Source organism: Tardiphaga sp. 42S5, from assembly GCF_034044155.1.
GTDB classification, from domain to species: domain Bacteria; phylum Pseudomonadota; class Alphaproteobacteria; order Rhizobiales; family Xanthobacteraceae; genus Tardiphaga; species Tardiphaga robiniae.
The window spans coordinates 5,268,707-5,295,669 of the sequence record NZ_CP139027.1; the positions used below are offsets into that span (position 1 = coordinate 5,268,707).

The 26,963-nt window shown below is 63.0% G+C and carries 25 protein-coding genes; 10 read left to right on the top strand and 15 right to left on the bottom strand.

The window, feature by feature from the left end; translation table 11 throughout:
• From SFY93_RS24585 to hpaR, 7 genes are all read right to left on the bottom strand, one after another.
• Complete coding sequence (locus SFY93_RS24585; RefSeq protein WP_068735824.1) at positions 1-777, bottom strand: HpcH/HpaI aldolase family protein; 777 nt, start codon at positions 775-777, stop codon at positions 1-3.
• Between the two features lie 140 nt (positions 778-917).
• Complete coding sequence (locus SFY93_RS24590; RefSeq protein ID WP_089265089.1) at positions 918-2,003, bottom strand: malate/lactate/ureidoglycolate dehydrogenase; 1,086 nt, start codon at positions 2,001-2,003, stop codon at positions 918-920.
• A gap of 51 nt (positions 2,004-2,054) precedes the next feature.
• Positions 2,055-2,798 carry an ABC transporter ATP-binding protein gene (locus SFY93_RS24595; protein WP_089265090.1) on the bottom strand — a complete coding sequence of 248 codons (744 nt, stop codon included), beginning with the start codon at positions 2,796-2,798 and terminating at the stop codon, positions 2,055-2,057.
• Positions 2,798-4,576: a branched-chain amino acid ABC transporter ATP-binding protein/permease gene (locus SFY93_RS24600; protein WP_320444950.1), complete on the bottom strand. Its 1,779-nt coding sequence runs from the start codon at positions 4,574-4,576 to the stop codon at positions 2,798-2,800. Before SFY93_RS24600 ends, SFY93_RS24595 begins: the two co-directional genes overlap by 1 nt.
• On the bottom strand, positions 4,573-5,448 hold the full coding sequence (locus SFY93_RS24605; RefSeq protein ID WP_092146577.1) for a branched-chain amino acid ABC transporter permease: 876 nt from the start codon (positions 5,446-5,448) through the stop codon (positions 4,573-4,575). Before SFY93_RS24605 ends, SFY93_RS24600 begins: the two co-directional genes overlap by 4 nt.
• A gap of 220 nt (positions 5,449-5,668) precedes the next feature.
• Entirely contained in the window at positions 5,669-6,817 is a 1,149-nt protein-coding gene (locus SFY93_RS24610; RefSeq protein WP_089265093.1) for an ABC transporter substrate-binding protein, read from the bottom strand.
• 159 nt (positions 6,818-6,976) lie between these two features.
• Positions 6,977-7,498 carry a homoprotocatechuate degradation operon regulator HpaR gene (gene hpaR / locus SFY93_RS24615; protein WP_231079978.1) on the bottom strand — a complete coding sequence of 174 codons (522 nt, stop codon included), beginning with the start codon at positions 7,496-7,498 and terminating at the stop codon, positions 6,977-6,979.
• A gap of 137 nt (positions 7,499-7,635) precedes the next feature.
• Here hpaR and hpaH point away from each other — a divergent pair, with 137 nt between their 5' ends.
• From hpaH to SFY93_RS24645, 6 genes are all read left to right on the top strand, one after another.
• Positions 7,636-8,442, top strand: coding sequence for a 2-oxo-hept-4-ene-1,7-dioate hydratase (gene hpaH / locus SFY93_RS24620; protein WP_320444951.1), 807 nt, complete (start codon positions 7,636-7,638; stop codon positions 8,440-8,442).
• Between the two features lie 16 nt (positions 8,443-8,458).
• Complete coding sequence (locus SFY93_RS24625) at positions 8,459-8,857, top strand: 5-carboxymethyl-2-hydroxymuconate Delta-isomerase (RefSeq protein ID WP_320444952.1); 399 nt, start codon at positions 8,459-8,461, stop codon at positions 8,855-8,857.
• The gene (gene hpaE, locus SFY93_RS24630; protein ID WP_320444953.1) at positions 8,850-10,391 is read left to right on the top strand and encodes a 5-carboxymethyl-2-hydroxymuconate semialdehyde dehydrogenase; all 1,542 of its coding nucleotides are present in this window, start codon (positions 8,850-8,852) and stop codon (positions 10,389-10,391) included. Before SFY93_RS24625 ends, hpaE begins: the two co-directional genes overlap by 8 nt.
• Positions 10,392-10,565: 174 nt before the next feature.
• Complete coding sequence (gene hpaD, locus SFY93_RS24635; RefSeq protein ID WP_320444954.1) at positions 10,566-11,549, top strand: 3,4-dihydroxyphenylacetate 2,3-dioxygenase; 984 nt, start codon at positions 10,566-10,568, stop codon at positions 11,547-11,549.
• Positions 11,550-11,577: 28 nt separating this feature from the next.
• Positions 11,578-12,447, top strand: coding sequence for a fumarylacetoacetate hydrolase family protein (locus SFY93_RS24640; protein ID WP_320444955.1), 870 nt, complete (start codon positions 11,578-11,580; stop codon positions 12,445-12,447).
• Between the two features lie 15 nt (positions 12,448-12,462).
• Positions 12,463-14,088, top strand: a complete 1,626-nt coding sequence (locus SFY93_RS24645) for a thiamine pyrophosphate-dependent enzyme (RefSeq protein ID WP_320444956.1) — start codon at positions 12,463-12,465, stop codon at positions 14,086-14,088.
• 124 nt (positions 14,089-14,212) lie between these two features.
• On the opposite strand, the gene SFY93_RS24650 is transcribed toward SFY93_RS24645, so the two are convergent.
• From SFY93_RS24650 to SFY93_RS24680, 7 genes are all read right to left on the bottom strand, one after another.
• Positions 14,213-15,430, bottom strand: coding sequence for an ABC transporter substrate-binding protein (locus SFY93_RS24650; protein ID WP_320444957.1), 1,218 nt, complete (start codon positions 15,428-15,430; stop codon positions 14,213-14,215).
• A 110-nt stretch (positions 15,431-15,540) separates the two neighbouring features.
• Positions 15,541-16,800 carry an MFS transporter gene (locus SFY93_RS24655; RefSeq protein ID WP_414716969.1) on the bottom strand — a complete coding sequence of 420 codons (1,260 nt, stop codon included), beginning with the start codon at positions 16,798-16,800 and terminating at the stop codon, positions 15,541-15,543.
• A gap of 220 nt (positions 16,801-17,020) precedes the next feature.
• Positions 17,021-17,671 carry a DNA oxidative demethylase AlkB gene (alkB, locus tag SFY93_RS24660; protein WP_320444958.1) on the bottom strand — a complete coding sequence of 217 codons (651 nt, stop codon included), beginning with the start codon at positions 17,669-17,671 and terminating at the stop codon, positions 17,021-17,023.
• Positions 17,672-17,692: 21 nt separating this feature from the next.
• On the bottom strand, positions 17,693-18,436 hold the full coding sequence (locus tag SFY93_RS24665) for a 2OG-Fe(II) oxygenase (RefSeq protein ID WP_320444959.1): 744 nt from the start codon (positions 18,434-18,436) through the stop codon (positions 17,693-17,695).
• A 259-nt stretch (positions 18,437-18,695) separates the two neighbouring features.
• Positions 18,696-19,385: a DUF2848 domain-containing protein gene (locus SFY93_RS24670; protein ID WP_320444960.1), complete on the bottom strand. Its 690-nt coding sequence runs from the start codon at positions 19,383-19,385 to the stop codon at positions 18,696-18,698.
• A 24-nt stretch (positions 19,386-19,409) separates the two neighbouring features.
• Positions 19,410-20,774 carry an amidase gene (locus SFY93_RS24675; RefSeq protein ID WP_320444961.1) on the bottom strand — a complete coding sequence of 455 codons (1,365 nt, stop codon included), beginning with the start codon at positions 20,772-20,774 and terminating at the stop codon, positions 19,410-19,412.
• Positions 20,775-20,814: 40 nt separating this feature from the next.
• Entirely contained in the window at positions 20,815-21,147 is a 333-nt protein-coding gene (locus SFY93_RS24680) for an AtuA-related protein (protein ID WP_068735784.1), read from the bottom strand.
• Positions 21,148-21,361: 214 nt separating this feature from the next.
• On the opposite strand from SFY93_RS24680, the gene SFY93_RS24685 reads away from it, so the two are divergent.
• The 4 genes from SFY93_RS24685 to SFY93_RS24700 all read left to right on the top strand — a co-directional run bounded on the left by SFY93_RS24685 (position 21,362) and on the right by SFY93_RS24700 (position 25,653).
• On the top strand, positions 21,362-21,775 hold the full coding sequence (locus SFY93_RS24685) for a Zn-ribbon domain-containing OB-fold protein (protein WP_320444962.1): 414 nt from the start codon (positions 21,362-21,364) through the stop codon (positions 21,773-21,775).
• A 4-nt stretch (positions 21,776-21,779) separates the two neighbouring features.
• Complete coding sequence (locus tag SFY93_RS24690) at positions 21,780-22,919, top strand: thiolase C-terminal domain-containing protein (RefSeq protein WP_320444963.1); 1,140 nt, start codon at positions 21,780-21,782, stop codon at positions 22,917-22,919.
• Positions 22,920-23,092: 173 nt separating this feature from the next.
• On the top strand, positions 23,093-24,016 hold the full coding sequence (locus tag SFY93_RS24695) for an SDR family NAD(P)-dependent oxidoreductase (RefSeq protein WP_120291267.1): 924 nt from the start codon (positions 23,093-23,095) through the stop codon (positions 24,014-24,016).
• Positions 24,017-24,351: 335 nt separating this feature from the next.
• The gene (locus SFY93_RS24700) at positions 24,352-25,653 is read left to right on the top strand and encodes an MFS transporter (protein ID WP_089265109.1); all 1,302 of its coding nucleotides are present in this window, start codon (positions 24,352-24,354) and stop codon (positions 25,651-25,653) included.
• Positions 25,654-25,710: 57 nt separating this feature from the next.
• Here the strand turns inward: SFY93_RS24700 and SFY93_RS24705 are convergent, their stop codons facing one another.
• Positions 25,711-26,943: a tetratricopeptide repeat protein gene (locus SFY93_RS24705; RefSeq protein ID WP_320444964.1), complete on the bottom strand. Its 1,233-nt coding sequence runs from the start codon at positions 26,941-26,943 to the stop codon at positions 25,711-25,713.
• Between the last annotated feature and the right edge of the window lie 20 nt (positions 26,944-26,963).

Sequence of the window (26,963 nt, forward strand, 5' to 3'; positions counted from 1 at the left end):
TTACGCCTTGCCGCCCGAGCCCTTGCGGGTGTCGTTGACCCAGCTCTTCGCGCCGGTGGCGAGAATGCCGCTGTCGTTGAGCAGTGTCACCAGCTTGAAGCCCATGCCGATGTTCTTGGCGGCGCCGACCGGGCCCGAGCAATGGATGCCGGGATTGAGGCCGCGCTTGTCGCATTCCTTGATGAGCTTGTCGTAGATCTTGAGGATCTCCGGCTCCTCGCGATCGAGCTTCGGCACGAGGCCATAGGAGAAGCCGAGATCGCTTGGGCCGACATAGACGCCGTCGATGCCTTCGACATCAAGAATGGCTTCCATGTTATCGACCGCGGTCTTGGTTTCCAGCATCGGCAGGCAGATGATGTCGGCGTTCGCCGTCTTCTGGTAGTCGCCGGCGCCGCCATACATGCCGGAGCGGATCGGACCGTTGCTGCGGGTGCCGCGCGGCGGATACTTGCAGTACTGCACGAAATTCTCGGCTTCTTCCTTGGTGTTGACCATCGGGCAGATCACGCCGTAAGCGCCGCCGTCGAGCACCTTGCCGATGATGCCGGGCTCGTTCCATGGCACGCGGACCATCGGCGTCACCGGATGCGCACCCATCGCCTGGAAGCACTCCACCATCGACATGTAGTCCTGCACGCCGTGCTGGATATCGACGGTGACGCTGTCGAAACCGCACTGCGCCATCACTTCGGCAGAGAAGCCCGACGGAATCGCGAGCCAGCCGTTGACGGCGACCTTGCCCGCCTTCCAGATTTCCTTGACTTTGTTTGCCATCGATATTTCCTCCGCTCTTCATGAGACGTCATGGCCGGGCTTGTCCCGGCCATCCACGCCTTTTCAGTGATTGATAGTAAAGACGTGGATGCCCGGGACAAGCCCGGGCATGACGACGGTGAGTGTTGCGTGACGCATGACTACGACGTCGCCTTCTTCACGGCGTCTTCGCTGACGCCGACGTCGCGGGCGGTCTGCACGATGGCAGCCCAGGTCTCATCCGGCAATGGCACGCCATTCGCAGTGCGCTCGGCACGAGTCTTGGCCTCGTTGTCGCCGGGGATCAGAACGGCATCGACGCCGGCGGCCGGCTTGGCGCTCTTGAAGAAGTCGACATAGCGCGCGACTTCGCCGTCGAAGAAGTTCGCGGGGTCGATGACCTTCGGATCGATATAGATCGAGAACATGCCATTGGCGAAAGGCCGATCATACTTGGTGGCACCGTTGCCGGTGAGCGCTCCGCCGAGCAGTTCGCAGATCAATGCGAGGCCGGAGCCCTTGTGATCGCCGAAGGCGCGGATCGCGCCGGTGCCCTTGGAGTGATCGCGCGGACCTTGCATCTCATGCGGGCCGTAGAGCAGTGCCGGATCTTCGCTCAGCGTGCCATCGGGAGCGATCAGCGCGCCCTTCGGCAGCTTCTTGCCACCGCGCGAGGCGACCAGCACCTTACCTTCGGCGACGACCGAGGTCGCGAAATCGAGCACCACCGGCATCTGTCCGGGACGCGGAATGCCGACGCAATAGGGAGCGGTGGACAGACGGCGCTCGACGCCGCCATAGGGCGCGACCAGCACGGAGCCTGCCGCGGTGACAAAATGGATCGAGACCAGGCCCTCGGCCGCGGCCATCTCGGCCCAGTCGCCGATGCGGCCGATGTGACCGGAATTCTTGGTGGCGATGGCGGAGAGACCGGCCGCCTTGCACTTCTCGATGCCGAGCTTGACCGCCTGCGGGCCGACCGTCTGGCCATAGCCGAAGCGGCCATCGACGACGGCGAGCGACGGCGTATCGACGGGGATTTCGATGGTCTGGTTCGGGGTGATCATCCCGTTATTGCGCCAGCGGATATAGACCGGAACGCGGATGACGCCGTGGCTGTCATGGCCGGTGAGGTTCGCTGTCGTGAGATAGGTCGCGATGCGCCGAGCTTCTTCCGGAGAAGAGTCGGCATGGGCGAACACGTCGGCAACGAAATCGATGAGCTTATTGACTTGAACTGTAACCATGGCGGGACATTCGTCCTTGTTGATGGGCAGCGAGGCCGTCGGTGCAAGCCCTCAATGGGCCGCAAGACCCGCTGCAGGTTTGCCATGACCGCCGAGATAGGCGGCCGCGATGGCCTCGTTGGCCCAGAGATCCTCCGGCTTGCCGCCAAGCACGATACGGCCGGTTTCCAGCACGTAACCCTGATCGGCGACGGATAGTCCCATGCGCGCATTTTGCTCCACAAGCAAGACCGTGGTGGACAGCCGAATTTCCGTAATGATGCGGAACACCGCCTGCACGATGACCGGCGCGAGGCCGAGGGAGGGCTCGTCCAGCAGCAGCAACCGCGGCTTGGCCATCAGGCCGCGGGCGACCGCGACCATCTGCAACTGACCACCGGACAGCGTCCAGCCGAGCGCACCAGAGAATTTCCGTATGTCGGGAAACAGATCGAACATCGCGTCGGCTTCGCGCGAGAGCTCGGCCTTGCTCGCTTTGCGATTGGAGCCGCCGAGCATGATGTTCTCTTTCACCGTCAGGCCGGGAAACACCCGCCTGCCCTCCGGCACATGGGAGATGCCCATCCGCACGATGGCTTCCGGGCCCAAACCTGCGATCGACTTGCCGTCGAACAGGATGTCGCCCGAGGCCGGCTTGGCGAGACCCGAGATCGCACGCAGCGTGGTCGACTTGCCGGCGCCATTGGCACCGAGCAGCGTCACCACCTGCCCTTCCTCGACATTGAACGACACACCGCGGAGCGCGACGATTTCGCCGTAGCGGACATTGAGATCGTTGATTTCAAGCAGCGGCATCAGTCTGTTCCGAGATAGGCCGAGACGACATCGGGATGGCGCAGCACCGCCATCGACTCGCCATCGGCAATGCGCCGTCCGAAATTCAGCACGGTGATGTGCTGCGCTGCTTCCGACACCAGCGTCATGTCGTGATCGATGATCAGGATGGTCAGCCCCTGCGCGGCGATGCGCTTGAGCAGTTCATGCAGTTCGAGCTTCTCGGTCGAATTGAGGCCGGCAGCGGGCTCGTCCAGCAACAGCAGCGTCGGATTCGCCGCCAATGCGCGCGCGATCTCGATCAGGCGCTGATGGCCGTAGGAGAAGCTGGAGATCAGCTCCATGGCGCGCGGGCCGAGGCCAACGAAAGTGAGCGCCGCCAGCGCCCGCTCGGTCAGCGCGGCTTCATCGCCCTTGCCGGTCAGCGTATTGCCCGGACGCTCGGCGCCGATGATGACGTTTTCCAGTGCGGTCATCGAGCGGAACAGGCGGATGTTCTGGAAGGTGCGGCCGAGCCCCGCTGCTGCGCGCAGATGCGGCGGCATCGTGGTGACGTCGGTGCCGTCCAGCACCACCTTGCCGGAGGTCGCGTTGTAGAGACCCGAGAGCACGTTCAGCGTCGTGGTCTTGCCGGAGCCGTTGGGACCGATCAGCGCATGCACGCCGCCGCGACGCACGGATATGTCGACCTGATCGACAGCTTTCAACCCGCCGAAATGTTTCGATAGGCCGGTCACTTCGAGCACCATGTCACCACCGGTCGCGGCCGGCTTGAGCTGCAGCGGCACGCTGGTCACGGCCACCTTCTTGCTGCTGCGCATGCGATCATAGGCCGCGGTGACGAAGCCCCAGATGCCGTCGGGCATGAAGCGGATGATCAGGATCACCGACAGGCCGTAGATGGCGAGATAGAGGCCCGGCACGCTCTTGAGGAAGCGCAGCCATTCCGGAATCAGGATCAGAAGACCCGTGCCGATGGCCGAACCGATCGGCGACGCCACGCCGCCGAGCAGCGACATCGTGAGAAACACGATGGATTCGGCGAAGGAGAACTGGTCCGGGCTGATATAAGCGAAGCCGCCCGCAAAGAGGCCGCCGCCGAGGCCGCCAAGCACGGCCGATATGGCGAAGGCATAGACCTTGGTGCGGAACACATCGATGCCGTTGACGCCGGCTGCGAGTTCGTTGTCGCGCACCGCCCGCATGGCGCGGCCGAGCCGCGTCTCCGGCAGATGCCAGACGATGTAGCCCACCAGCGCCAGCATCGCGACGCAGAAGGCCAGATAGGATTGCGACGACAGGAACAGCGACGGGCGCCCGATCTTCGACACGCCGTCCGGTCCCTTGGTGAGCCAGATCGCGTTGATCATCACCAAAGTGACGATCTGCTGGAACGAGATCGTCACCATCGCGAGGTAGTGACCGCCGAGCCGCAGCGTCGACAGGCCGAGCACCGCGCCGGCGACCAGCGCCATCACGCAGCCGGCCACCAGACACAGCCAGTAGCTGAGCTGATAGTCCGTGGTGCCGATGCCGACCGCATAGGCGCCGAAGCCGAAGAATGCCGCCTGCGCCAGGTTGATCTGGCCGCACAGGCCGAGCACCACCGACAGGCCGAACACGGCGATGGCGAAAGTGGTGGCCTGCATCAGGATGTTGAGGATGTAGCCATCGAACTGCATCGACGCGGCGAGGAAGACCACGATAGCGGCGCCGATGAAATACGGCGCGTGACGCAGCAGCAGCGGCTTCGGACGCGTGATGACCACTGCCGGGATGTTGTCGCTGGAGGTGCTCATGCTTTCTCCGCGACACGTTCGCCGAAGATGCCCTGCGGACGGAACACCAGGAACAGCACCAGCACGAGGAAAGCGAAGCCGTCCTTGTAGGGTACGGAGATATAGGCAGCGCCGAACGTCTCGATGATGCCGAGCGCAAGGCCGCCGATGATGGCGCCGGTGACATCGCCGAAGCCGCCGATGATGGTGGCCGCAAACGCCTTCAGCGCGATGGTGGAGCCCATCTGGATCGAGACGAACAGGATCGGCGCGACCAGAAGCCCGGCGAGACCGCCGAGCACGGCCGAATAGATGAAGGTGACCATGATCATGGTCGAGACGGAAATGCCGAGCAGCGAGGCCATCTCCTTGTCCTGCGACGTCGCCTGCAGCTTCTTGCCGATCATCGTGTGTTCGAAGAACCAGTAATTGAAGATCACCAGCGCGATGGTGACCACGATGATCAGCAGATACTGGCTGTCGAGATAGACCGGACCGAGCTGGATGCCGGGCGTATCGAACCAGCCCGGCAGCACCTGCGGCTGCGGGCCATACAGCGCCAGCACGCCGTTGGCCATCAGGATCGAGGCGCCAATGGTGGCGATGATCACAGGCAGATAGGTGCGGTGGCGCAGCGGATAATAGACGCCGAGATTGAAGATGACGCCGATGATCGCCATGCCGGCGAGCGCAATGATGAAGGACAGCCAATAGGGCAGTTCCAGATCGACGGCGCAGACCACCATCAGATAGGCGGCGACCATCGAGAACTCACCCTGCGCGAAATTGACGACATTGGTGGCGCGGAAGATCAGCACGAAGCCCAGCGCCACCAGCGCATAGACGGCTCCGATGCCGATTCCCGTAAACAGTAATTGCAGTACCAGATCCATCAGGCGCGCTCGGTGGGAGGTGAATGCTTATGGCGACAAACTCGTCGTTCCGGGATGTGCCGTCAGGCGCAGACCCGGAACCCCGACATGGTGTGCGTGGCAACAGGCGCTGAACATTCTGGGATCCCCCGCCACTCCAATTGGAGTGGCTGAGGTTCACGCGCGAAGATGCGCGTGCCCCGGGATGACGGTGAAGGCCGTCGGAAGACGGCCATCACCGTCAGTTATCGAATTCGATGTGCTTGTCGAAGACGATGTTGCCCTTCTCGTTCTTCACGATGTTGTAGCCGTGCAGGCCGTCGCCATTCTTGTCGAAGTTGTACTCGCCCTCCGCGCCCGGATATTTCTTGACCGTGAGGATCGCCTCGCGGATCTTCTGCGGATCGGTCGAGCCGGCATTCTTGATCGCCGTTGCCAGCACGTTGATCGCATCATATGGCCAGGAGCTCTGGTTATCCGGTGCAACCTTGTAGGCATCGCGATAGGCCTTGCCGAAGGCCTTCGACGCCTCGGAGGAATCTTCCGCGTAATCGGCGACGCCATAGGTGCCGTAGAGCGCGGGACCGGCGAGCTTCAATGCGGTGACGTTGACGATCGAGGGCGAGCCGACCCACGGAATGTTGACACCGAGTTGGCGCAGCTGACGGGCAAAAATGCCGAGATCGTTTTCGAAGGTGAAGTATGAGCCGAGAATGTCGGCGCCCGACTGCTTGATCGCCAATACGACAGGCGTGAAATCCTGGCTCTGATTGGCGTAGCCCTGATCGAGCGCGACGGTTGCACCCAGCGGCCCGAGCGCTTCGGTCAGTGCCTTGCCGCCCGCGGTGCCGAACGCATCGGTCGAATGCAGCACGGCCCACTTCTTCTTGTCGAGATTCTTGACGCCATATTCGGCGATGACGCGGCCGGAATAGCTGTCATTCGGACGAAAACGGAACAGCCAGGGATTGCCGAGCTTGGTGAGGTTGGGATCGGTGCCGCCGAACATCACGGGCTTGCCGAGCTTGAGCACGTCAGGCGCCATCGCATGCACCTGAGTCGAACGGATCGAGCCGAGGAAACCGACGATGTCGGGATTGGCAGCAAGCTTCGAGAAGGCCAGCACGATGCCGGGATTGGTGGTCTGGTCGTCCTCGATGATCAGTTCGATCTGCTTGCCGAGAATGCCGCCCGCCTTGTTGATGGCCTCGACTGCGAGTTTGGCGCCGCCGGTCGCATATTTGCCCGCTTCCGCAGCCGGTCCCGTAATCGGCGCGCACATGCCGATCTTGATCGTTCCGCCGCCCTGGGCGCGCGCGCTGCCAATAATGTAGGGGGCGGTCAGACCAGCGGCCAATCCTGCCGTGAATCCACGTCTCGTGAGCGTCATCGTTCTCTCCCTAAGAGGCCGGACTTGAGCGCCAGCCTTCTTTTGATGGCGGGAGTTGAGCGAAAAATTCTTCTCCTGTCTACAGCCCAGCGAAATTCGTACGACGAATTAACGCTCGCGTGACGTGCGACGGCCTTGCCGCAAAAATATGCAGATCAGTTATTCACCAGCGTCATCGTCTTCCGCCCCATCGGCAGCAGGCATGGCCAGCAGCGCGGCTTCCAACTCATGCAACAAAGCCTGCAGGTCCGACAATTTGCGCGCACCGAAGCGCTTCGTCATCTCGGCATAGATTGCCTCCGATGTGGGCGCGACGGCCTCAATCAATTTCAATCCCTTTGACGTGATCGAAACAATGCTGCGGCGCAAATCGGCCTTCAGCAAGCGCCGCTCGATCAGCTTGCGCCCTTCGAGATCACGCAGGATGCGCGACAGGCTCGGCCCCAGCAAGAAGGCGACCCGCGCGAGTTCCGTCACCTCGATCTCGCCCGATGCCGCGAGCGCGCGCAGGATGCGCCATTGCTGTTCGGTGAGATCATGCGCCCGCAGCGATGGGCGAAAATGTCGCATCACCGATTCCCGCGTTCGCAGCAGCGACATCGGCAGCGACTGCGAGAAGTCGCGCATCGGGATTTTCGCGGCGGACTTGGCGGCGGTCCGTGGCTTCGATGCTGTCGTCATGATCGCCTCTATAAGATGATTCTGGCGCATCCCAGTGTGCAACGCACAATCGAATTGTCACGGCCGGGGTTTGATCGCAACAACTTAACATGTTAATCGGTTTTCCGCGCGGCTTTTCTGCGCGGGATGACGACGCGATGGCACTCACCTCTTCAGACATATCAAGCGCTGCGCAGCGCCTGCATCACGCCGAGAAGACGCGGACGCAGATCCGTCAACTATCGCTGGATCATCCCGGCATCACCATCGACGATTCCTACGCGATCCAGAAGGCCTGGATCGAGATCAAGGTCGCAGAGGGTCGCATCGTGCGCGGCCACAAGATCGGCCTCACCTCCAAGGCGATGCAGAGCGCACTGAATATCGACGAGCCGGATTCCGGTGTGCTGCTCGACGACATGTTCTTCGCCGATGGCGGCATCGTTCCCACCGATCGCTTCATCGCCACCCGGGTCGAGGCCGAGCTGGCTTTCGTGATGAAGACGCGCTTGTCCGGGCCAGACTGCACTATGTTCGACGTGCTGAACGCCACCGACTTCGTGGTCCCGGCACTCGAGATCCTCGACACGCGTGTCGAGCGCGTCGATGCCGCAACCAAAGCCACGCGAAAGATCTTCGACACCATCGCCGACAATGCGGCGAATGCCGGGATCGTGCTCGGCGGCCGGCCGATGCGTCCGCTGGAGACTGACCTGCGCTGGGTCGGCGCCATGTGCCATCGCAACGGCCAGCTCGAAGAAACCGGCCTGGCCGCTGGTGTGCTGAATCATCCCGCCACCAGCGTCGCCTGGCTGGCCAACAAGATCGCGCCGCATGGGCTAGCGCTGGAACCCGGTCAGGTCGTTCTCGCCGGCTCGTTCATTCGCCCCATCGAGACCCGCAAAGGCGACACGATCCAGGCGGACTATGGCCCATGGGGCACCGTGAGCTGCTACTTCGGCTGAACAGGGATCACGCACCATGCCGCATTTCACCATCGAATATTCGGCCAATCTCGACGGCGCGATCGATATCAGCGCGCTTTGCGAGGTCATCCGCAATGCTGCGGTGCAGACCGGTATCTTTCCGCTCGGCGGCATCCGCGTCCGCGCGATCCGCTGCGAGCATTATGCCATCGCCGACGGCCGCGCCGGCCTCAGCTTTCTCGATATTCTGCTGCGGATCGGCGAAGGCCGGTCGCTCGAGGTTCGCCAGAATGCCGGTGCGCATATCTTCGATGTGGTCTCGACCCATCTCGACAACGTCTTTGCGTCCGGCAGATTCGCATTGTCCTTCGACATGCAGATCAATGACAGCACGACGAGCTGGAAGCGCAATCCTATTCACGACCTGCTGAAAGCCGAGGCCAACAATGGCTAAGACCCCTGCCGATCCAGCCGCCGTCTTCGCGGCCAATCAGGAACGCGCCGCGCCGCTGCTGAAAAAGCTCACGGCCGACGGCATCGGCAATATTATCGACGGCCAGATCGTACCGTCATCGTCGGGGGAGGTGTTCGAGACGACATCGCCGATCGATGGCACCGTGCTGGCACAGGTCGCGCGCGGCACGGCAGCGGATATCGACAGTGCCGCCAAGGCCGCCCATCGCGCCTTCAGGGAATGGCGCGACATGGCGCCGACCGCGCGCAAGAAGCTGCTGCATCGCGTCGCCGATGCCATCGAGGACAATGCCGACGACATCGCCGTGCTGGAATGTATCGATACCGGCCAGGCGCATCGCTTCATGGCCAAGGCCGCGATCCGCGGCGCCGAGAATTTCCGCTTCTATGCCGACAAATGCACCGAGGCCCGCGACGGCCTCAACATGCCGGCGGATGAGCACTGGAATGTCTCGACTCGCGTGCCGATCGGCCCGGTCGGCGTCATCACGCCGTGGAACACTCCGTTCATGCTGTCCACCTGGAAGATCGCGCCGGCGCTGGCCGCCGGCTGCACGGTCGTTCACAAGCCGGCCGAATGGTCGCCGGTCACCGCGGATCTGCTGGCGAAGCTCGCCAAGCAGGCCGGCCTGCCCGACGGTGTGCTGAACACCGTGCATGGCTTCGGCGAAGAATCCGGCAAGGCGCTGACCGAACACCCGGCCATCAAGGCCATCGCATTCGTCGGCGAGAGCGCCACCGGCTCCGCGATCATGGCGCAGGGCGCGCCGACGCTGAAGCGCGTGCATTTCGAACTCGGCGGCAAGAATCCGGTGATCGTGTTCGACGATGCGGACCTCGACCGCGCGCTCGATGCCGTGGTGTTCATGATCTACTCGCTGAATGGCGAACGCTGCACATCGTCCAGCCGGTTGCTGGTGCAGGCGAGCATTGCTGACACATTCATCGAGAAGCTCACGGCCCGCGTGACAGCGCTGAAGGTCGGGCATCCGCTCGATCCCCGGACTGAAGTCGGTCCGCTGATCCATGAGCGGCATCACGCCAAGGTCTGCAGCTATTTCGACATCGCACGGCAGGACGGCGCGACCATTGCCGTCGGCGGCAAGCCGCATGACGGCCCCGGCGGCGGCCATTACGTGCAGCCGACGCTGGTGACTGGCGCACACAAGGACATGCGCGTGGCGCAGGAGGAAGTGTTCGGCCCGTTCCTCACAGTGATCCCCTTCAGCAACGAAGCGGACGCGATCGAAATCGCCAACGCCGTGCAATACGGCCTCACCGGCTATGTCTGGACCAATGATGTGGGCCGTGCGCTACGCGTCGCCGATGCGCTGGAAGCCGGCATGATCTGGCTCAATTCGGAAAATGTCCGCCACCTGCCGACGCCATTCGGCGGCATGAAAGCCTCCGGCATCGGCCGCGACGGTGGCGATTATTCATTCGACTTCTATATGGAAACGAAACACGTCTCGCTCGCGAAGGGGACGCATAAGATACAACGCCTCGGTATCTAGACTGTCATTCCGGGGCACGTGCGCCCTTCCGCACGTGAACCCGGAATCCTGTGCGGTTCATCACCCTCTGAATCGCCCGGCATCGAGAAGTGATGAACATATCGGGATTCAGGGTTCACGTGCGCTAGTGCGCACGCGCCCCGGAATGACGAGATAAAAACGCTAGGAAACGCCATGCCCGTGCCGACCCACGTGTTCGATCCGCCCTTCAACATCCTGCGCTCCAGCCATGTCGTGCTGGATGTCACTGATCTCAAGGCCAGCCGCGCATTCTATGAGAACGCGGTCGGCCTGCATGTCGAGGACGCCGACAGCGAGACGGTGTATCTGCGCGCCGTGGAGGAGCACCAGCATCACTCGCTGGTGCTGCGCAAGGCGGCAACAGCTGCGTGCCATCGTCTCGGCTTTCGCGTCGCCAGCGAGAACGATCTCGACAAGGCCGCCGCCTGGTTCGCCGCCAACGGCATCACCTATTCCTTCGTCGAGCGCCCGTTTCAGGGCCGCACGATGCATGTCACCGATCCGTTCGGCTTCCAGATCGAACTTTATGCGACCATGGAGAAGCGTCCGCATCTGCTGCGCCGCTTCGACCTCTACAAGGGCTGCCATCCGCAGCGGCTCGATCATTTCAACGTCTTCGCCGCCGAGGTGCAGGACACCGTCGACTTCTATGCGCGGCTCGGCTTCCGGCTGACCGAATATGGCGAGGAGGACGGCGACAATGGCCGCATCGCCGCGGCCTGGATGCATCGCAAGGGCAATGTGCACGACTTCGCCATCACCAATGGCAAAGGGCCGCGGCTGCACCACTTCGCCTATTGGGTGCCGACCGCGATGAACATCCTGCATCTCTGCGACGTGATGGCGTCATCGGGCTATCTGAAGAACCTGGAGCGTGGCCCCGGCCGCCACGGCATCTCCAATGCGTTCTTCCTCTATGTGCGCGATCCCGACGGCCATCGCCTCGAACTCTACACGTCAGACTACCAGACCATGGACACCGACCACGAGCCCCTGCGCTGGTCGCTGAAGGACCCGCGCCGCCAGACCCTGTGGGGCGCACCCGCCCCGCGCTCGTGGTTTGAACAGGGGTCACCGTTCAATGGGCAGGCCGTGCGTGAGCCGGCTTTCGTGGCGGATGTGACGATTGCGGATTGATGACAATAGAGTGTGAGGAATACGCGCGATGACCCACTCCCGCCTCGCCACCTTCACCGTCAATGGCACGCTGAAATACGGCGCCGTCACCGACGACGGGATCGTCGATCTGTCCGCGCGCTACGGCGGGGATTATCCAACATTGCGTGAAGCCATCGCCCATGGGGCCTTGCATCGCCTCGCAGATGCCGCGGCCAACCAGCCTGCGGATTTTGCACTGGAGAGCATCACCTGGCAGCCGCCGATCCCCGCCCCGGAAAAGATCATCTGCATCGGCGTCAACTATCCGGACCGCAATGCCGAATACAAGGACGGTCAGGACGCGCCGAAATATCCGAGCATGTTCATGCGCACGCCGCGCTCCTTCGTCGGGCATGAGGCGCCGCTGGTGCGGCCGCGCGTCTCCAGGCAGCTCGACTATGAAGGCGAAGTGGTGCTGGTGATCGGCAAGGCCGGGCGACACATCGCCGAGGGCGATGCGCTGGACCACATCGCTGCGCTGACGCTCTGCAACGAAGGCACCATCCGCGACTGGGTGCGGCACGCCAAGTTCAACGTCACCCAAGGCAAGAATTTCGACTCCACCGGCAGCCTCGGGCCGTGGGTCGTGCCTTACACTGATGAAAGCCAGATCGCCGATATCCGCCTCACCACGCATGTCAACGGCGAGCTACGGCAGGACGATCGGACCTCGCGGCTGATGTTCAGCTTCCGCTATCTGCTGAGCTATATCTCGACCTTCACGACCCTCGTGCCCGGCGACGTGATCGTCACCGGCACGCCGACCGGCGCCGGCGCACGCTTCGATCCGCCCCGCTATCTTACCCCCGGCGATGTGATCGAGATCAAGGCGGATGGCATCGGCACGCTGCGCAATGGCGTCGTCGACGAACACTAACGGATTGGAATACGCATGACTGTTCTCACCGGTGGCGAAGCCATCGTCAGCGGGCTCAAGGCACACGGCGTCGACACGGTGTTCGGCTTGCCCGGCGCGCAGGTCTATGGCCTGTTCGACGCCTTTCATCAGGCCAAGCTGAACGTCATCGGCGCGCGCCACGAGCAGGCCTGCGGCTATATGGCGTTCGGCTATGCCCGCGCCTCCGGCGAGCCTGGCGTGTTCAGCGTGGTGCCCGGCCCGGGCATTCTCAATGCCAGCGCGGCGATGCTGACAGCCTTCGGCTGCAACGAGCCGGTGATGTGTCTCACCGGTCAGGTGCCGAGTGATTACCTTGGCAAGGGCCGCGGTCATCTACATGAGATGCCGGACCAGCTCGCGACACTTCGCAGTTTCGTGAAATGGGCCGAGCGCATCGACTATCCCGCGGACGCACCAACAAAAGTGGCGCGCGGATTTCAGGAGATGATGTCCGGCCGCCGCGGCCCCGTGGCGCTGGAAATGCCATGGGATGTGTTCACGCAGCGTGCCGAAACCGCCGCAGCGACGACGCTTGAACCATTCGCTGCGCCCTCGCCCGATCCCGATCGCATCAAAGCCGCCGCCGCGCTGATCAAGGCGAGCAAATCGCCGATGATCTTTGTCGGCGCGGGCGCGATGGATGCGGGCGACGACATCCTCGCACTCGCGGAGATGATCGACGCGCCGGTGGTTGCGTTCCGATCCGGCCGCGGCATCGTCAGCAATGCCCATGAGCTCGGCCTCACCATGGCCGCGGCCTATAATCTGTGGCCGCAGACCGATCTCATGATCGGCATCGGCTCGCGGATGGAATTGCCGACCACGTTCCGCTGGCCGTTCCGGCCGGAGGGGCTGAAGTCTATCCGCATCGATATCGATCCCGTCGAATTCCGACGGCTCACGGTCGATGCGCCGATCGTTGCCGATGCTACAGAAGGAACGCGCGCGCTGGTCGCCGCCGTAAGCAAGGCCGGATATACGAAGACGGCCGGGCGTCGCGAGACGATCCGCGCAGCCTCGGCGAAAGCGCAAAAAGATATCCAGGCGATCCAGCCGCAGATGGCCTATCTCGACATCCTGCGCGACGTGCTGCCCGACAATGCCATCGTCACCGACGAGCTCTCGCAGGTCGGCTTCACGTCGTGGTTCGGCTTTCCGGTCTATCAGCCGCGCACCTTCATCACCTCGGGCTATCAGGGCACGCTCGGTTCGGGCTTTCCCACCGCGCTCGGCGCCAAGGTGGCGCAGCCGGACCGGCCTGTCGTTGCGATCACCGGCGATGGCGGATTCATGTTCGCGGTGCAGGAACTGGCGACGGCCGTGCAGTTCAAGATCGGCGTGGTGACGCTGGTGTTCAACAACAATGCCTATGGCAATGTGCGGCGCGACCAGTTGCAGGTGTTCGACGGCCGCGTAGTGGCCGCCGATCTGGTCAATCCGGATTTCGTCAAGCTCGCGGAGTCATTCGGCGTCGGTGCTATCAGGGTGACGTCACCGGCGGAGTTCAAGCCGGCGCTGGAAAAGGCACTGGCCGATGGCGGGCCGTATCTGATCGCGATCGACGTGCCGCGCGATTCGGAAGTCAGTCCGTGGGCGTTCATTCATCCGAAGAAGCCGTAAGGACCTCCACTCTCTCGATCGTCATGGCCGGACTTGTTCCGGCCATCCACGTCTTGGTTTGAGCGAAGAAGGCGTGGATGCCCGGGACGAGCCCGGGCATAACGGTGCGGGGTGAGAGGTGTTATTACTGCTTCACCGGCGGATCCAGCAGCGTGCAGCCGCCATCCGCGATCGGCCGCATGATGTCTTCGGCCTTCACCTTGCCCTTGATGGTGAGCAGGTCCCACTCGCCTTTGACCTCCGACGGCTTCTTCACTTCCGCCAGCAGCATGTCGTTCATCAGCCGGCCGTCCTCGCGCACGCGGGCGCCCGGCGCGAAGAAGTCGTCGACCGGCATCGCCTTCATCTGACGCATCACCTTCAGACCGTCATTCTCGTTGGCGGCTTCCGCAGCGCGCAGATAATGTTTCACGGCGCTGTAGACGCCGGCCTGCGCATGGGTCGGCATCTTGCCGTGCTTGACCATGAAGCGTTTGCCGAATTCGCGGCTCTTGTCGTCATTGTCCCAGTAATAGCCTTCGAGATACTGCACGCCCTGCGTGGCTTCGGAGCCGAGCGCCTTCACCGAGGTGAGATAGAAGATCAGCACGGCGAGCTTCTGCTTGCCCTCGCCGATCTGGAATTCGCGCGCCTGCTTGATATTGGTGACAGTGTCGCCCGAGGCATTGGCGAGCGCGATCACCTTGGCGCCGGAGGATTGCGCCTGTAGCAGGAAGGACGAGAAATCCATCGTGCCGACCGGATGCTTCACCGCGCCGAGGACCTTGCCGCCGGCGGCTTCCACCACTTTCGAGACTTCCGCCTGCATGGCGATGCCGAACGCGTAATCTGCCGTGATGAAATACCAGGTGTCGCCACCCTGCTTGACCACGGCCTTGGCGATGCCCTGCGCCAGCGAGTAGGTGTCGTACAGCCACATCGCGGCGGTCGGCGCGCATTGCTTGCCGAACACGTCGGCAGTGGCCGAACCCACATGCACCAGCACCTTGCCGCGCTCACGCGCCATGTTCTGCACCGCCAGCGAGATCGCCGAATTGCCGATGTCGAAGATCGCATCGACGCCCTGCTGATCGTAGAGATCGCGCGCCAGCGACACGCCGATATCGGTCTTGTTCTGATGATCGGGGCCGAGCAGTTTCACCGGCAGGCCGCGCACCTTGCCGCCGACATCGTCGATCGCAAGCTGCGCCGCAACCACACTGCCGGTGCCGCCGGCATCGGAGAATACCGAACTCTTGTCGTTCAGCACGGCGATGGTGAGAGGTTTGGTGATGGGTTCGGCAAGCGCCGAACCGTTCAGGCAAGCAACAGCAATGGCAGCCAATATGCCCATTCGGGTCATTGTCGTTTCCTCGTTCTGGTTTTTATTGAGGAAAGCGTAATAGCGGCCGAATGCCTTGGCCAGCGAAATTTAATCGACCGATTAAATCGAATTCCGACGCGCGGAAAGCATCAGACGACTGGTATCGATGCGCTCCGCCGCTGCAGCCGAACCGCAGCGAGCGCCAGTAGTCCAGCACCGGCGACCGCCCAGCATGCGACGGGCGCCCAGTGCAGCAACGGCGCATAGTCCGGCAGCTTCTGCAATCCGCCGGCGACGGCGGCCATGCGTGCGAAGGTCGCGAGTGCGAGCGCCGAGAAGACGAGACCAATGACCTTGCCTTCCGCGCCTGTCTCGCCGATCGCCATCGCCGCCGACACCGCGCTCATCATCATGCAGCCCCATGCCGCGCCAGCGATGAATTGCGCAGCGATCAGCATGTTGAGATTCACAGCGAATTCGGCGCTGATCACCGCAAGCGCGCCAAGCAATCCGGCTGCCCCGATGACGATGATGCCGCCCTGACGCTTGACCACCGCGCTGGCTGGAAACATCGCAATGTTGAAGCCGATCCAGAATATCGGCATCAGCCATTCCAGATCGGCCGGCTTGGCGAAACGCAGGAACATCGGCGCGCTGTTGATGCTGAAATGCAGCTGGAAGCCGAGCGCGAGAATGACCATGGCAGCGATGAACAGCATGGGCATGCGGCCGAGCGCGTTGCCTTGCGCCGGCGAGGCCTTCGCTTCACGCGCGCTGACCTGCACGAGGCCGCGCTCGACGCGCGACAGCGCCAACGTCACGATCAGCAAAACCACGCCGGCAACAACGAAAGGCAGCCGCGGATCGACGCCGCGCAATGTTGCGCCGAGATAGGGCGCCAGCGCACCGGCGACGCCATAGCCGAGCATGGCCAATGCCGCGAGAAACGGCCGCGACGGGCGCACGGCATATTTGCCGAGCAATGTCAGCGGCGGCGCGCGCAAGGCGGAGGATGTCGCCGACCAGATCACGATCAATGCGATCAGCGCGACTTGCGCCTTCGGTCCCTGCCCGGCAACGAAAGGCAGCGCGACGAAGGCTGCGCAGGACACTGCGGTCAGGATGCCGACAATAAGACCGAGCCGCCCGACCACGCGCGCGATCCTGTCAGCGACCAGGCCCATCGCCGTATCGGTGACGGTGAAGATCGCCTGATCGAGCATCAGGATGACAATCACGACGGTGGGGGCAATGCCGACATCGGCGGCAAGCTTCGGCAGATAGATCACATAGGTGACCCAGCCGAGCGTAAAGACCAGTTGCAGCACGGCGAGATAGACGCCCGCGCCATTGCTGGTGGCGGCCTGTGTGCCGGTTCGTCCTGCTCGCTCATGGTCCCCTCGCCCCACCCGACCATAGAATGGTCGCGGCAGCCAAGGAAAGCGTTCAACGCTTCTCTTCCTTCCCTTCTCCCCCGCGCGAAGCGAAGCTTCGCTAGGCGGGAGAAGGTGGCGCGGCCAAAGGCCGTGCCGGACGAGGGGTAATGCTGGAGCTCCGCTGCTACCCCTCTCCCGTCTTCGCTTCGCGAAGCCACCCTCTCCCGCAAGGGGAGAGGGGAAGATCAGCGCGTCACTGCGTCTTGCGAAAAGTCAGATTGATGCGCTGGCCGCCCATGACGGGATGTTCGCCGTCCGGCAGCGGCGCGACGCCGTGATAGGCCAGCCGCGCCGGGCCGCCCCAGACCACGACATCACCATGGGTCAGACGATAGCGCTTTTGTGGCGCGCTGCGGGTGAGACCACCGAACAGAAATGTCGCTGGCAGGCCGAGCGAGACCGAGACGATGGGCGCGCGCAGATCCAGCTCGTCCTTGTCCTGGTGCAGCGAGAGTTTGGCGCCGGGCTTGTAACGATTGATCAGGCAGGCATCGGGCACGAAGGCCTCGAAGCCGGCACGAACCGCCGCACGTGCGGCGAGATCGCGAAACGGCGCCGGCATCTCGGGCCATGGCTTGCCGCTCTCGGGATCGACGGGGTCGTAGCGATAACCGCGTGCGTCAGACACCCAGCCGACCCGGCCGCAATTGGTCATGGCGACCGACATGGTGTGACCGCCCGGCGTGACCAGATGGCGGAACGGCGCCGCCTTCACGATCATACGCAGCGCCGCGATCACATCCGGCTGTTCGGCAGCGAAGAAGTTGCGCAGCAGAACGGCTCCCTCAGCGAGCTGCTCGCACGGAGGCTGGTCATCCCTGATATCGGCGAACAGGTCGGTCATCGCGGTTGTTCAGTCGTCCCGTCACTTCGCATCGTGAAAGATCACCCCGAGCGTATGGCGCCGGCCCGACTTCACCCGGCTGACGCCGTGGCGCAGATTGACGCGATAGCTGCCGCGCGTGCCGGCAACCGGCCGGTGATGCACGGCGAACACCACGGCATCGCCCTGCCGCAAGTCTACCACTTCGGCGCGCGACTGCATGCGCGGCCGCTGCTCCGTCAACACGAATTCTCCGCCGGTGAAATCCTCCGACGGCTCCGACAGCAGGATCGCAACCTGTAGCGGAAACACGTGTTCGCCATAGAGATCCTGATGCAGGCAGTTGTAGTCGCCGGCTTCATATTGCAGCAGCAGCGGCGTCGGCCGGGTCTGTCCGGCGTCGTGACAGCGCTTGAGGAACGCGGCGTGATCGGCGGGAAAGCGGACGTCGATCCCCATCGTTGCGTTCCAGCGATTGGCGATCGTGCTCAATGGTCCGTAGAGCGCCGGACGCAGGCCGGCGATCGGATCGGGCAGCGGATAATTGAAATACTTGTATTCGCCGCGGCCGAAGCCGTGGCGGCCCATGACGATGCGGCTGCGGAAACGGGGATCGTCGGGATAGAGCGATGCGAGGTGACGGCACTCATCGGCGGTGAGCAGTTTGTCGAAGACGGCGCAGCCCTGCGCGTCGAGATCGGCAGAGATACGCTGCCAGTCGATGGCGTCGACGCGCGACTGCACGAGGTCGCCGCGTTCGGTACTCTTCTTTGCGAGCGAAACCATGTCATCGCCTCCGTCATCCGGCCGCGATCAGCGTGTCATGGCCATCTGGCCATTTTGGGGAGATGGGCGAGCGAAGCCACCCGATTTCCGGATGCCTCTCACTGTCATTCCGGGGCGCGAGCGCCACTTGGCGGTCGCGAACCCGGAATCTCGGCATGGGGGTCTCCGGGAGCCAAACACGTCGGGATTCCGGGTTCGCGTGCAGCTCGCGCTGCCCGCGCCCCGGAATGACGAGTGTAGGACTACGACGAGCGTGTGGTTATCCCACCACCGGCAACGTCTTCACATCATACCCATGGCTGATCTTGCGCTTCAGCACGGGATCTTCGATCTCGTAATCGAAACGATCGGCCGGGCGGATGCCACCCTTGGCGGCGAAGGTGCCGCCGAACATGGCGGTGCCGTCTGGCAGCTTGTCGCTGTCGAAACCTTTCTTGATCAGTTCGGCCACCGGCAGCATGCCGCTCAGCAGGCCTTCCTGGTAGAGAACCTTCTCGCCCTTGATGGTGGCCCAGGAACGCAGGATGATCTGGTCCCAATGTGGAAGCAGGTCCGAGAGCTCCCACACCACCGGTGCGATCGGCTTGTCGCACATCTGCTTCGACACGGTGATGTTGTAGGTCTCGACCTTGCGGTCGGTGTGGTCGGAGCCGACGCCGACATAGGTCTTGCCACCCGACGCGAACAGGCAGAACTCGACTTCGCCCGACGAATTTTCGTCGGTGCATTCGATCATGCCATCGGTGGTGAAGCGGCGCGCCGAGCAGCGATAGTAGATAGGCGTCGAGGCCGGCGGCGCGATGCCGAGCGCCTCGAGTTCCTTGATGTGATGATCGCGCGCGACGGGATCGCGGCCGGTCCAGCCGGCGATGACGCCTTGCGTGATCTTGAGCGTCAGCGGCGTCTTGGTGCCTTTTGCGTCCAGCGTGAACGCGATCTCGGTGGTCATGCGTGTATCCTCAAGTTTTAGAGATTAACCGCGAACGGTGGTTTCAATGCCCGCGGCGAGTTCGAAGATGCGGCGGTCGGAGCCGCCGGCACCGGCCAGCATCAGGCCGACAGGGGCTTCGTCCTTGGCGTGGATCGGCAGCGAGATGGCGCAGCCGTCGATCATGTTGATCAGCGTGCAGTTGCGCAGCGCCATCAGGTTCTGCTTGGAGAACACCTTGTCGTCAGCCATGTCGGCAATCGACGGCGGCGTAATCGCGCAGGTCGGCAACACCAGCGCATCGTAAGGCGCGATGCGCTTTTCGGTGCGCGCGATCAGCGAACGGCGCATCGGCAGGAGGTCGAGATAGTCGGCGGCATTCTGGGTCTCGCCGCGCTGGATGCGCAGTGCGACGCGCGGATCATAGACGTCGCCCTTGCTGGCGAGCAGATAGCGATGCCAGGCATAGGATTCAGCAGCGGTGAAGCCGCCCTTGGTGCTCATCGGCGCGATGTCGTTGAATTCAGGCACCTCGATGCGCTCGATGATCGCGCCCTTGTCGGCCAGCTTCTTCAGCGCGCGCTCGAAAGCCGATGCCACGACGGGATCGAGATCGTCCATCGCCAGCGTGGTCGGCACCGCAAGACGCATGCCCTTGATCGGACGCGGGGTGAGTTCAAATTCGGGCTCGCCGGCCAGCACCGCATCCATCGCCGCGCAGCAGGCGACCGAGCGCGCGAGCGGGCCGATGCTGTCGAGCGTGAAGGACAGCGGCACCGCGCCATCGAGCGGCACACGGCGCTGCGTCGGCTTGTAGCCGACGATGCCGTTGAAGGCTGCCGGAATGCGACAGGAACCGCCGGTGTCGGTACCCAATGCCGCATGCGCCATGCCATCGAGCACGGAGACAGCGGCGCCCGAGGATGAGCCGCCCGGCACATGGCCGACCTCGCGCTTCCACGCCCCCTTCGGCGTGCCGTAATGCGGATTGGTGCCGATGCCCGAATAGGCGAATTCGACCATGTTGGTGCGGCCGATCACCACGAAGCCGGCGCGGCGCAGACGCGCGACGGTGGGCGCATCGGTGTCGGCGGGTGCGGAATCGTCCAGCGCGCGGGAGCCTGCGCGGGTCACCTGACCCTTGATGTCGAACAGGTCCTTGATGGAGATCGGAATGCCGGCAAAGCGCGACGGCGCGGCATTGGCTTTGCGCAGCGCGTCCATGGCATCGGCGGCGGCCAGAGCTGCATCCTTGTCGACATGAATGAAGGTGCGCTCGCCCTCGCCGTTCGGATCGGCGATTTTGGCCAGACAGGCTTCGACCAGTTTGCGGGAGGTGGTGCGACCGGCGGCAAGGTCGGCGGCCAGGCTGGCGAGGGTCGGTGCGGTCTGGTGGAAGTCGTTGCTCATGGTCGCGGCATCCTGTGTGTCTTGCCGGACCCGCAGGTGGTCACGGCGCCCGGTCGGTATCGCCGAAAGTGTCCTCGATTTCCAGATCAAGCAGCGCGGAGCTGAGCGATTTGCCATGCGCATCGAGCGCCAGCGATCGCGTCACCCCGCCGCCAAGCGCCTGATCCATGACGAAATTCAAGGCTGCCAGATTGGGCAGTTCATAGCGGACCACCTCGCCCGCGACGATGCCCGCAAACAGGGCCTTCACGCGCGCGGCGGTCACTTGCGATACTATCAACGGATATAGCTTTGCGTCAAAGGCAATTACCGAGATGTTGGAAATGTTGCCTTTGTCACCTGTGCGGGAATGGGCGATCTCGCGCAGCTTCACGTCATGCTCCCTCAACCATCCGTACCAACCTACCCTGCCTGGTTGCAGCGGGACAAGCCTCGCACGTATTTCAACCTGAATTCCACGCCGCCCCGCAGTGGGCAGATACGGCCATGCAGCCCGCGCGCTGGACCGCCCCCGGTGGAATGTGGAATGTCCATCCAGAGGACAACGAACGGGGCCAAATCCCCGTCCAAGGGAGAGAACACGAGACATGGCTGAACCAGCCCGCGCGCGGCCGAAACCGACACCGGAAACCCAGCATTATTGGGACGGCGCCAAAGCCGGCGAACTCCGCCTGCAGCGCTGCGACGATTGCAGCAATGTGTATTTTCCGCCGCGGCCGTTTTGCCCCGGCTGCGCCTCGCGCAAGGTGTCGGTGTTCAAGGCCTCCGGCAAAGGTTTTCTCTACAGCTACGTCATCAATCACCGGCCCGCCGCGCCGGGCTTCACGCCGCCTTACGCGATCGCCGTGGTCGAACTCGACGAAGGCCCGCGGCTGATGAGCAATATCATCGATTGCCCGCAGACGCCCGAAGCGCTCGAACTCGACATGAAACTCGAGGTCGCCTTCGAGAAGCTCGACGACGCCATCACCCTCCCCGTATTCCGTCCGGCGAAGGGCTGAGATCATGCGCAGAAATGCAGTCGCCGTTGTCGGCGCAGCCGAGACCACCGAGCTCGGCGTCATCCCGAACATGTCGCAGATCCAGCTTCACGCGGATGCGGCGCTCAACGCCATCAAGGATGCCGGGCTGAAGCTGTCCGATATCGATGGCATCGCCACCGCGGTGGAGACGCCGCAGCAGATCGCGCATTATCTCGGCATCACGCCGACCTGGGTCGATGGCACATCGGTGGGCGGTTGCTCCTTCATGCTGCATGTTCGCCACGCGGCCGCCGCGATCGAAGCCGGGTTGTGCAAGACGGTTCTGATCACGCACGCGGAGTCCGGCAAGTCGATGATCGGCAAATTGCCACGCTCGATTCCGGCAGACAGTCTGCAGGGCCAGTTCGAGGCGCCCTATGGGGTCTACGGTCCGCCGAGCATGTTCCCGATCCCCGTCCTGCGCTACATGAAGACGCATGGCATCACCCATGAGCAGATCGCATCCGTCGCCGTGTTCCAGCGCGAATGGGCCGCGAAGAATCCGCGCGCGATGATGAAGGCGCCGATCACCGTCGAGGACGTGCTGAACTCGAAGATGATCGCCTATCCGTTCCGCATCCTGCAATGCTGCCTCGTCACCGACGGCGGCGGCGCGCTGATCCTGACCTCGGCGGATCGCGCCAAGGATTTCCCGAACAAGCCGGTCTATATTCTCGGCACCGGTGAGAGCGTGGAAACGCCGATGGTCAGCCAGATGAAGACGTTCGATTCATCGCGCGCTTTCGCCGTGGCCGGACCGACCGCATTCCGCGAGGCAGGAATCGCGCACAAGGACGTCGATCACCTGATGATCTACGACGCCTTCGCGCATCTGCCACTGTATGGTCTCGGCGATCTCGGATTCATGCCGCATGAGGAAACCGGCCAATTCATCGCGGATGGCAACACCCGCCCCGGCGGCAAGCTGCCGATGAACACCAATGGTGGCGGCCTCAGCTATATGCATTCCGGCATGTACGGCATGTATGCGCTGCAGGAGAGCGTGCGACAGATGCGCGGCATCGCACCGGCACAGGTGCCTGGCGCGAAGATCTCCGTGTGCCACGGCGTCGGCGGCATGTTCGCCGCGTCGGGGACGGTGATTTTTACGAACGAGAAGTAACTCACCTCGTCATTCCGGGATGCGCTGAAGTCGGCGAAGCCGACGGAAGTGCAGACCCGGAATCCCGCAGTGTTCATCACTCCGAGATTCCGGGTTCGCGATCGCCAAGTGGCGCTCGCGCCCCGGAATGACGAACCAGAACACACAACACCACCACCAAGAGGAACCACCACATGGCATCTACCAAATCACTCGACGGCAAGGTCATTGTCGTCACCGGCGCAGGTCGCGGCATTGGCCGCGGCATTGCGCTGCTCTGCGCCGCTGAAGGCGCCAAGGTTGTCGTCAACGATCCCGGCGTCGGCACCGACGGTTCGGGCGGCGATGGCGCGGCTCCGGCCGAGCAGGTCGTCGAGGAAATCAAAGCAGCCGGTGGCACCGCCGTTGCAAACTTCGAGTCGGTTGCCGAAGCGATCCCGGCCAGCAAGATCATCAAGCAGGCCGTGGACACCTACGGCAAGATCGACGGCGTGGTGAACAATGCCGGCATTTTGCGCGATGCGATCTTCCACAAGATGTCGATCGATGCCTTCGAGATGGTGATCAAGGTCCATCTGATGGGCTCGTTCTACACCTCGCACGCCGCCGCACGTTACTTCCGCGAGCAGAATTCCGGCTCGTTCGTGCACTTCACCTCTACCTCGGGCCTGATCGGCAATTTCGGCCAAGCCAACTATTCGGCCGCCAAGCTCGGCATCGTCGGCCTGTCGAAGTCCATCGCGCTCGACATGGGACGCTTCGGCGTCAATTCGAACTGCGTCTCGCCCTTCGCCTGGAGCCGCATGATCGGCAGCATCCCGACCGAGACCGAAGCCGAGAAGGCCCGCGTCGAGCGCATGCAGCGCATGGGTCCGGAAAAGATCGCACCGCTGGTGGCGCATCTGCTCTCCGACGACGCCAAGGAAATCTCCGGACAGATCTTTGCCGCCCGCATGAACGAGATCTTCCTGATGGGCCAGTCGCGCCCGCTGCGCTCCATCCACCGCGCCGAAGGCTGGACCCCGCAGAGCCTCGCCGAACACGGCATGCCGGCGCTGAAGTCATCGTTCTACAAGCTCGACCGTTCGGCTGACATCTTCAGCTGGGATCCGGTGTAAAGCACTTTCCACTCCGTCATGGCCGGGCTTGTCCCGGCCATCCACGCCTTACCTTTGCATGTGGTGAAGACGTGGATGCCCGGGACAAGCCCGGGCATGACGTGGAGAGGTTGGCGCCCTCTTGCCGCCGACATACCGACCATCTCCACAACCCAAAATCGAAAACGAAACAATATTACTCAAATAGCTATGCATAGCGGTCTTATCTGACCCGAGATCGCGCTAATTTCGTCATAAAGAATTCAAACGCCGGCCAAGACCGGCTATGTCACCAGCAATCAACGGGTTTGACGTCACGCATGTGCGGACGAAACCGCATTTGCTGGACGAACATCATGACAGATCACGCGGGCGCGATGCCCTCCGCGGCCATGCCGCATTCCAAGCCGCTGAATTCCCCCGCCCGCGTTCTGCTGGCGAGCCTGATCGGCACCACGATCGAATTCTTCGACTTCTACGTCTATGCCACCGCCGCGGTGCTGGTGTTTCCAAAACTGTTCTTCCCGGCCGGCAACGACACCGCCGCGCTGCTCGCGTCCTTCGCGGTGTTCTCGATCGCGTTCTTTGCGCGTCCGTTCGGCGCCGTCGTGTTCGGCCATTTCGGCGATCGCGTCGGCCGCAAGACCACGCTGGTCGCAGCCTTGCTCACCATGGGCATTTCGACCGTGCTGATCGGCCTGCTGCCGACGCATGCGCAGATCGGCCTCGCTGCGCCGCTGCTGTTGGTGCTGTGCCGTTTCGGCCAGGGCTTTGGACTCGGCGGTGAATGGGGCGGCGCAGTGCTGCTCGCCACCGAGAATGCACCGGAAGGCAAGCGCAACTGGTACGCCATGTTCCCGCAGCTCGGTGCGCCGCTCGGCCTGTTCCTGTCGTCCGGCACGTTCTTCATCCTGCTGCATTTCGTTTCGCCGGAAACGTTCCTGAGCTGGGCGTGGCGCGTGCCGTTCCTCGCCTCCATCGTGCTGATCGCCATCGGATTGTGGGTGCGCCTGTCGATCACCGAGACGCCGGAATTCCAGAAGGCAATCGAGAAGGCCGAGCGCGTTGCCGTCCCCAGCATGGAGCTGCTGCGCAAGCACAAGCGCAGCCTCGTGCTCGGCACGCTGGTCGGTCTGATGACCTTCGTGTTCTTCTATGTCTGCACGGCCTATCTGCTGTCCTACAATGTCGGTATCGCGAAGATGTCGCTGCTCGACGCGCTCAAGGTGCAGATCGCCGGCGCCGTCGCCTTCGGCACCACCAACATTCTGGCCGGCCTGCTCGCCGACAAGATCGGTCGCCGCACGCTGCTGATCGCCAATTGCCTGATGGTGATCGTGTTCTCGTTCTTCCTGGCACCACTGCTGTCAGGCGGCGTGGCGGGCATCTATGCCTTCGCGCTGATCGGTCTGGCGATCTTTGGCATCAATTACGGCCTGATCGGCGCCGCACTCGCGGCCCCGTTCCCGACCACCGTGCGCTATACCGGCGCGTCGATGACGTTCAATCTGGCGAGCATCTTCGGTGCCTCGCTGGCGCCTTACATCGCCACCTGGCTGCAGGCGAATTACGGGCTCGCTTACATCGGCTATTACGTGCTTGCCGCCGCGGTGATCACACTGATTGCGATCTTCGCGTCGGACAGACACGAGGTCTGATTTCGCCTGCTAGCGAATGTCGAAGGGGCAGCGGTGACGCTGCCCCTTTTTTATTGATCAGCGCGACGCCTGCTGTCGCTTGAGTTCATTCCGCGCCGCATCGCGCTCGAATTCGCCGTCGCCCCGGCACACCTCAGCTGCCTGTTTCAGATAGGGCAACGCTTCCTGCGGCTTGTGCTTCACCATCAGATACTGACCGAGATAGAACGACACGCCGCAAGGGCCGAAGTCGTCGTCGAGCCGCATGTCCTTCATTTTGGCGAGCATCTCGTCGCGGGTCATCTGGCCAAGATAGACCGCCACCATCGGCCACGGCCAGCCCTTCCGATCGAGCGTGTCGGTGTTGCGCTTCAGCTCGCCAATATCGTAATCGCCGCTACGCGCCCGCGCGATGTAGCGCAGCAGCTTGCCCAGTTCGTATTGCGGCGTCTTCTCGACCACATCGCCGAAGTCGGCGGCAGCCTCGGCGAAATGTCCCTCGATGAAGTTCATATGCGATCGCCGGTTACGGGTGTCGGGATCGTCCGGCCTCAGCTTTAGCGCCGCGTCCAGGTCCGGGATCGCGCCGGCAAAATCGCCCTTGCGCGCAAAGGCGATGCCGCGGTCAACATGGGCGCCGACGTCGTTCGGATCGCCGGCCAGAACGACGTCGAAATCCGCGATCGCGCCGTCATTGTCGCCCTGTCGAATCCTGACGTCAGCGCGACCACGGTGGGCATAGGTGTCGCCGGGCTTGATCTGCAGCGCAGCGTCGTAATCGGCCAGCGCCTTGCTAAAGTCTTTCTTGGCGGCACGGCTGTTACCGCGTAATGCGAACGCCGCATAGTCTTTCGGATCGACGCGGATGGCTTCCGAGAAATCTGCGATCGCGCCATCGATGTCGGCCAATCTCTTGCGCAACATTCCGCGTCCGCGATGGTAGGACGAATTGCCCGGCTGCAGGCGAATCGCCTTGTCATAATCGGCGCGCGCCCGCACGAAATCGCCCTTGGATTCATAAGCGCTCGCCCGCGAGCCGAAGCCCGAGGCGTAAGTGGGATCGAGGGCGATCGCCTTGTTAGCATCCGCGATAGCCAGATCGAATTCGTCGAGGCGGTTGTGGACCATGGCGCGCGCGCCATAGCCTTTCGCAAAATCAGGATTGAGTGCGATGAACGCAGTAAAATCCGCGCGCGCCGCCTCCATATGGCCGAGTTCGAAGTTCCCGATAGCGCGAAGGCGAAGCGCTTCGGAGCGCTCGGCATCCGCTGCGCCGGCATGATCGATGATATCGCTACAGCCCGCGATCATCCGCTGATCCATCGGCGGGC

Coding starts and splice junctions, on each gene's coding strand:
- SFY93_RS24640 (WP_320444955.1), top strand. CDS start 11,578: ATGACCCACTCCCGCCTCGCCACCTTCACCGTCAATGGCACGCTGAAA.
- SFY93_RS24695 (WP_120291267.1), top strand. CDS start 23,093: ATGGCATCTACCAAATCACTCGACGGCAAGGTCATTGTCGTCACCGGC.
- SFY93_RS24675 (WP_320444961.1), bottom strand. CDS start 20,774: ATGAGCAACGACTTCCACCAGACCGCACCGACCCTCGCCAGCCTGGCC.
- SFY93_RS24705 (WP_320444964.1), bottom strand. CDS start 26,943: ATGATCGCGGGCTGTAGCGATATCATCGATCATGCCGGCGCAGCGGAT.
- SFY93_RS24665 (WP_320444959.1), bottom strand. CDS start 18,436: ATGGTTTCGCTCGCAAAGAAGAGTACCGAACGCGGCGACCTCGTGCAG.
- hpaR (WP_231079978.1), bottom strand. CDS start 7,498: ATGACGACAGCATCGAAGCCACGGACCGCCGCCAAGTCCGCCGCGAAA.
- SFY93_RS24690 (WP_320444963.1), top strand. CDS start 21,780: ATGCGCAGAAATGCAGTCGCCGTTGTCGGCGCAGCCGAGACCACCGAG.
- SFY93_RS24625 (WP_320444952.1), top strand. CDS start 8,459: ATGCCGCATTTCACCATCGAATATTCGGCCAATCTCGACGGCGCGATC.
- hpaE (WP_320444953.1), top strand. CDS start 8,850: ATGGCTAAGACCCCTGCCGATCCAGCCGCCGTCTTCGCGGCCAATCAG.
- SFY93_RS24595 (WP_089265090.1), bottom strand. CDS start 2,798: ATGCCGCTGCTTGAAATCAACGATCTCAATGTCCGCTACGGCGAAATC.
- SFY93_RS24600 (WP_320444950.1), bottom strand. CDS start 4,576: ATGAGCACCTCCAGCGACAACATCCCGGCAGTGGTCATCACGCGTCCG.
- SFY93_RS24590 (WP_089265089.1), bottom strand. CDS start 2,003: ATGGTTACAGTTCAAGTCAATAAGCTCATCGATTTCGTTGCCGACGTG.
- SFY93_RS24610 (WP_089265093.1), bottom strand. CDS start 6,817: ATGACGCTCACGAGACGTGGATTCACGGCAGGATTGGCCGCTGGTCTG.
- SFY93_RS24645 (WP_320444956.1), top strand. CDS start 12,463: ATGACTGTTCTCACCGGTGGCGAAGCCATCGTCAGCGGGCTCAAGGCA.
- alkB (WP_320444958.1), bottom strand. CDS start 17,671: ATGACCGACCTGTTCGCCGATATCAGGGATGACCAGCCTCCGTGCGAG.
- SFY93_RS24585 (WP_068735824.1), bottom strand. CDS start 777: ATGGCAAACAAAGTCAAGGAAATCTGGAAGGCGGGCAAGGTCGCCGTC.
- SFY93_RS24685 (WP_320444962.1), top strand. CDS start 21,362: ATGGCTGAACCAGCCCGCGCGCGGCCGAAACCGACACCGGAAACCCAG.
- SFY93_RS24605 (WP_092146577.1), bottom strand. CDS start 5,448: ATGGATCTGGTACTGCAATTACTGTTTACGGGAATCGGCATCGGAGCC.
- hpaD (WP_320444954.1), top strand. CDS start 10,566: ATGCCCGTGCCGACCCACGTGTTCGATCCGCCCTTCAACATCCTGCGC.
- hpaH (WP_320444951.1), top strand. CDS start 7,636: ATGGCACTCACCTCTTCAGACATATCAAGCGCTGCGCAGCGCCTGCAT.
- SFY93_RS24650 (WP_320444957.1), bottom strand. CDS start 15,430: ATGACCCGAATGGGCATATTGGCTGCCATTGCTGTTGCTTGCCTGAAC.
- SFY93_RS24700 (WP_089265109.1), top strand. CDS start 24,352: ATGACAGATCACGCGGGCGCGATGCCCTCCGCGGCCATGCCGCATTCC.
- SFY93_RS24670 (WP_320444960.1), bottom strand. CDS start 19,385: ATGACCACCGAGATCGCGTTCACGCTGGACGCAAAAGGCACCAAGACG.